At 59.3% G+C, this 4,712-nt stretch carries 8 protein-coding genes; all 8 read left to right on the top strand.

The window, feature by feature from the left end; all coding sequences use genetic code 11:
- Positions 1-51 precede the first annotated feature (51 nt).
- Positions 52-1,518 (top strand): chlorophyllide a reductase subunit Z, encoded by a 1,467-nt coding sequence (bchZ, locus tag QZ653_RS05445; protein ID WP_296418401.1) that lies wholly within the window; start codon positions 52-54, stop codon positions 1,516-1,518.
- Positions 1,515-1,748: a cytochrome PufQ gene (gene pufQ / locus QZ653_RS05440; RefSeq protein ID WP_296418328.1), complete on the top strand. Its 234-nt coding sequence runs from the start codon at positions 1,515-1,517 to the stop codon at positions 1,746-1,748. The genes bchZ and pufQ overlap by 4 nt, the downstream gene beginning before the upstream one ends.
- A gap of 120 nt (positions 1,749-1,868) precedes the next feature.
- Complete coding sequence (pufB, locus tag QZ653_RS05435) at positions 1,869-2,024, top strand: light-harvesting antenna LH1, beta subunit (protein ID WP_085863980.1); 156 nt, start codon at positions 1,869-1,871, stop codon at positions 2,022-2,024.
- Positions 2,025-2,038: 14 nt separating this feature from the next.
- On the top strand, positions 2,039-2,203 hold the full coding sequence (pufA, locus tag QZ653_RS05430) for a light-harvesting antenna LH1, alpha subunit (RefSeq protein ID WP_296418324.1): 165 nt from the start codon (positions 2,039-2,041) through the stop codon (positions 2,201-2,203).
- A 113-nt stretch (positions 2,204-2,316) separates the two neighbouring features.
- Complete coding sequence (gene pufL, locus QZ653_RS05425) at positions 2,317-3,165, top strand: photosynthetic reaction center subunit L (RefSeq protein WP_296418323.1); 849 nt, start codon at positions 2,317-2,319, stop codon at positions 3,163-3,165.
- Positions 3,158-4,078, top strand: coding sequence for a photosynthetic reaction center subunit M (pufM, locus tag QZ653_RS05420; RefSeq protein ID WP_296418321.1), 921 nt, complete (start codon positions 3,158-3,160; stop codon positions 4,076-4,078). Before pufL ends, pufM begins: the two co-directional genes overlap by 8 nt.
- 14 nt (positions 4,079-4,092) lie before the next feature.
- Positions 4,093-4,338: an RC-LH1 core complex protein PufX gene (gene pufX / locus QZ653_RS05415; RefSeq protein ID WP_296418319.1), complete on the top strand. Its 246-nt coding sequence runs from the start codon at positions 4,093-4,095 to the stop codon at positions 4,336-4,338.
- Between the two features lie 217 nt (positions 4,339-4,555).
- A partial coding sequence (locus QZ653_RS14955; protein ID WP_366933053.1) for a 1-deoxy-D-xylulose-5-phosphate synthase N-terminal domain-containing protein occupies positions 4,556-4,712 on the top strand: 157 nt, incomplete at its 3' end.

Here is a 4,712-nt window from a genome sequence, read left to right as displayed (position 1 = left end):
CAAGAAACTGGAACGCGCCGCCAAGGCCGCCAAAGCGGCGGAGATGATCTGATGCTGGTTCAGGATCACGACCGCGCAGGTGGATATTGGGGGGCGATCTATGCCTTCTGCGCCACCAAGGGGCTGCAATGTGTCATTGATGGTCCGGTCGGGTGCGAGAACCTGCCGGTGACATCTGTGTTGCACTACACCGATGCCTTGCCGCCGCACGAATTGCCGATTGTCGTCACCGGATTGGGTGAGGAAGAGCTGGGCCGGGATGGCACCGAAGGTGCGATGAAACGCGCATGGGGCACGTTGGACCCTGCGCTGCCCGCAGTTGTCGTGACCGGGTCCATTGCCGAGATGATCGGCGGTGGTGTGACGCCCATGGGCACCAACATTCAACGTTTCCTGCCGCGCACCATTGATGAAGATCAATGGGAAGCCGCCGACCGCGCGATGACGTGGATCTTTACCGAATTTGGCATGACCAAGGGCCGGATGCCCAAGGAAGCCAAACGTGAGGAGGGCGCGGCACCCCGCGTCAATATCCTTGGGCCCATGTACGGCACGTTCAACATGCCGTCCGATCTGGCGGAAATCCGGCGTTTGGTCGAAGGGATCGGGGCCGAGGTCAACATGGTCATGCCGTTGGGCAGCCACGTGGCCGAAATGCGCAATCTGGTGAACGCCGACGTCAACGTCTGCATGTACCGAGAGTTTGGACGCGGTTTGTGCGAGGTGCTGGGCAAGCCCTATCTGCAAGCCCCCATCGGGATCGACAGCACCACGAAATTCCTGCGCAGGCTGGGTGAGATGCTGGACCTTGATCCAGAGCCGTTTATCGAACGCGAAAAGCATTCCACCATCAAACCTGTCTGGGATTTGTGGCGGTCCGTCACGCAGGACTTCTTCGCCACGGCATCTTTTGCCGTTGTCGCGAACGAGACCTACGCGCGCGGGATGCGCAAATTTCTTGAGGATGATCTGGGCCTGCCCTGCGCCTTTGCCGTGGCCCGCACCGCCGGTGCGAAGACAAATAACGACGAAGTGCGCGCGATGATGGGGCAGAAGCGCCCGTTGATCGTTTTCGGGTCGATCAATGAAAAGATGTATCTGGCCGAATTGAAGGCCGGCCATGGCCCGTCGCCTGCGTTCATCCCTGCCAGCTTCCCCGGTGCCGCGATCCGGCGCGCCACGGGAACGCCGTTCATGGGATATGCGGGGGCGACCTATATGGTGCAGGAGGTGTGTAATGGGTTGTTTGACGCGCTCTTCCACATCCTGCCTCTTGGTTCTGACATGGATGCCGCCGAGGCGACGCCAACGAATTTACGCCGTGATTTCCCTTGGGATGAAGACGCCGCGCGCGCGTTGGATGAGATCGTGGCAACCCACCCCATTCTTACGCGAATTTCTGCCGCAAAAACCCTGAGGGACGCGGCCGAGAAAGCAGCGCTGGAGACCGGCGCGGAACGTGTCGTCCTTGAGACGGTGCGTGGATTGCAACCTGCCACGGGAGGGCAAAAGCAATGAGCGATTTTACATCCGGTACACCGATCGAGGTGAAACAGGGTCGAAACACAAACGCGGCCAAACGCGAATACGGCGCCTATTTCGTGGTGATCTTTTTTGCCTGCCTGCCTTTGGCGGCCTTCACATGGGCACTGTTCGCCCTGCGTAATTTCCGCCTGCCTGAGAAAGACCCGGTGCAAGCCGCGTGGTCCCAGGCCGGTATCATTACGCCCATGATTTTCCAGCCGTGAAAGCGGATGGACACCAGTTTGCCAGCCTTTCGGGGTGGTGAAGAAGGGCGGGGGATGAGCCTCCGTCGTAGCCCTGTCGCGGGGAATGCGCGGCGTCAGTTCTGTAAGGAGTAATTTTACATGGCTGATAAATCTGATCTGTCTTTCACAGGTCTCACTGACGAGCAGGCCCAAGAGCTGCACGCGGTGTACATGAGCGGCTTTGCCCTGTTCACGGTTGTTGCCGTGGTCGCGCACATCCTCACGTACATCAAGCTGCCTTGGTTCGCTTGGTAAAGGAGTTCTGAGAAATGGCACAGTTTTACAAGATCTGGTTGGTATTCGACCCTCGCCGCGTGTTCGTGGCACAGGGCGTTTTCCTGTTCCTGCTGGCTGCGATGATTCACCTCGTCCTGCTTAGCAACGATTCAACCAACTGGTTCAATCTCGCCTTTGGCGCAGACATGGACGGCTAAGCCGTTCGATCAAAACCAGTCACGGGCGGGCCTGTTTCGCCCGTGGCAAACAACCGACAGAACCGGCGACATGAGTACGTCCGCGTCCATGCCGCATTATAAGGAGTTTGAAGATGGCTCAGCTCAGCTTCGAAAGAAAATACCGCGTCCGAGGCGGGACGCTGGTCGGCGGTGATCTGTTCGACTTCTGGGTGGGGCCGTTCTACGTCGGCTTCTTTGGGGTCACGACATTTTTCTTTGCCGCCCTTGGCACAATTCTGATTTTCTACGGGGCCGCCCTTGGCGACACGTGGAACCCGTGGCTGATTTCGATCAACCCGCCGTCACTGGAGGTGGGCCTGGGCATGGCGCCACTGGCCGAAGGCGGGCTGTGGCAGATCATCACGATTTGCGCGACGCTGGCCTTTGTCAGCTGGATGATGCGTGAGGTGGAAATCTGCCGCAAACTTGGCATGGGATACCATGTGCCGTTCGCATTCGGTGTGGCGATCCTGGCCTATGTCACATTGGTTATCATCCGCCCCGTTCTGATGGGCGCCTGGGGACACGGCTTTCCTTACGGGATCTGGAGCCACCTCGATTGGGTGAACAACGTGGGCTATGCCTACGGCAACTTCCACTACAACCCCGCACACATGATCGCGATCACGTTCTTCTTTACGAACTGTTTGGCGCTCGCGCTGCACGGGTCGCTGGTGCTGTCCGCGGTGAACCCCGCGAAGGGCACCGAAGTGAAATCCCCCGATCACGAAGACACCTATTTCCGCGATCTGATCGGCTATTCGATCGGGCCATTGGGCATTCACCGTTTGGGATTGTTCCTGGCGCTGATGGCCGGGTTCTGGTCCGCCGTGTGCATCGTGATTTCAGGCACCATCTGGTTCGATGAATGGATCGTGTGGTGGTACGGCTGGGTAGACCTGCCGATTTGGGTAGACCTTGAAGGAGGCGTAAATGGCTGAGTATCAAAACATCTTTACTCAGGTGCAGGTCGCTGGACCGCCTGAGATGGGCATGGACGGCAACGGCAAAATCGCCGCTGAGCGGACCAAAGGTGCCTCCATGTCGAAACTGGCAGGCTGGATCGGCAACGCCCAGCTTGGCCCCATCTACCTTGGGCCGTTTGGTCTGGTGTCGCTGGCGACCGGTTTCGCGTGGTTCTTCATCGTCGGCATGTCGTTCTGGGCGCAGGCGGGGTATTCGCCGGGTGTGTTCATGCGCGATCTGTTCTGGTTCGCGCTGGAGCCGCCGGCCCCTGAATACGGCCTTGGCTTTGCGCCGCTGAACGAGGGCGGTTGGTGGCTGATTTCCAGTTTCTTCCTGCTGGTCAGCGTCATTGCCTGGTGGATCCGCACCTATCTGCGCGCTGAAGAGCTGGGGATGGGCAAACACGTGGCTTGGGCTTTTGCCTCCGCCATCTGGCTGTTCCTTGTGCTGGGGCTGTTCCGCCCCATCCTGATGGGATCGTGGAGCGAAGCTGTGCCCTACGGCATCTTCCCGCACCTTGATTGGACGAACCTGTTTTCGATCACCTACGGCAACCTGTTCTACAACCCGTTCCATGCTTTGAGCATCGTGTTCCTTTATGGCTCGGCCCTGCTGTTCGCCATGCACGGGGCAACGATCCTTGCGGTCAGCCGCTTTGGCGGTGAACGCGAGATCGAACAGATCGTGGATCGCGGGACGGCCTCCGAGCGGGCGGCGCTGTTCTGGCGCTGGACCATGGGGTTCAACGCCACGATGGAAGGTATCCACCGCTGGGCGTGGTGGTTCGCAGTTCTGACAACGCTGACCGGCGGTATCGGGATTTTGCTGACCGGCACGGTTGTCGACAACTGGTTCGGCTGGGCCGTCGAGCACGGCTACGCACGGTAAGAAAGGACAATAAGATGAGTGACAATGACCACGATTATCTGCGCACCGGCCAAGGCGATTTTCGCCTGACCGCCGACATCACCGCTTTGATGCTGAAAGGCGCGGGATATGCCGCACTGTTCTGTCTGGTGATCGGTCTGGCCTATGCCGTCCTGATCGGGATTTCGAGCCTGCTGCCGGAAGACAGCAAGTTCGCGCCCGACCCCACGCCCCTGTCCATGAGCATCGAACCCGATGCGGATGTGCGCGTCCTGATTTGAGGGTTCGGGCACGGGTCGTCCGTGCCCCCCTCAGCCGAGGTTCCCCCCTGTTCCCTGGGGTGAACATCAAGATCGCCCTTTGGGGTGCATCTTGATTCCCTTCCTGTTGGCTACAGGAAACCGGTGTCGTGGGTGGCTTGCCTGCCCACGACACCACACTGGGAACACAAGCGGGCTGCGCCACAGTCCGTTTCAGGGAACTTAGGGAGATTTTTGCATGACCGACCGACCAAATACCCCGACACTGGACCGTGTAACGGTACCCTCCGATTTGAAGACATTGAGCGACCGGGAACTGTCGGTTCTGGCGGATGAATTGCGGGCCGAGGTCGTGTCCGCCGTGTCTGAAACAGGCGGGCATCTGGGGTCGTCCC

Origin of the sequence: Pseudooctadecabacter sp. (assembly GCF_020627745.1) — a bacterium.
Classification (GTDB): domain Bacteria; phylum Pseudomonadota; class Alphaproteobacteria; order Rhodobacterales; family Rhodobacteraceae; genus Octadecabacter.
The sequence above is the reverse complement of the archived record's forward strand: the minus strand, read 5'-3'. Positions and strand labels throughout refer to the sequence as shown.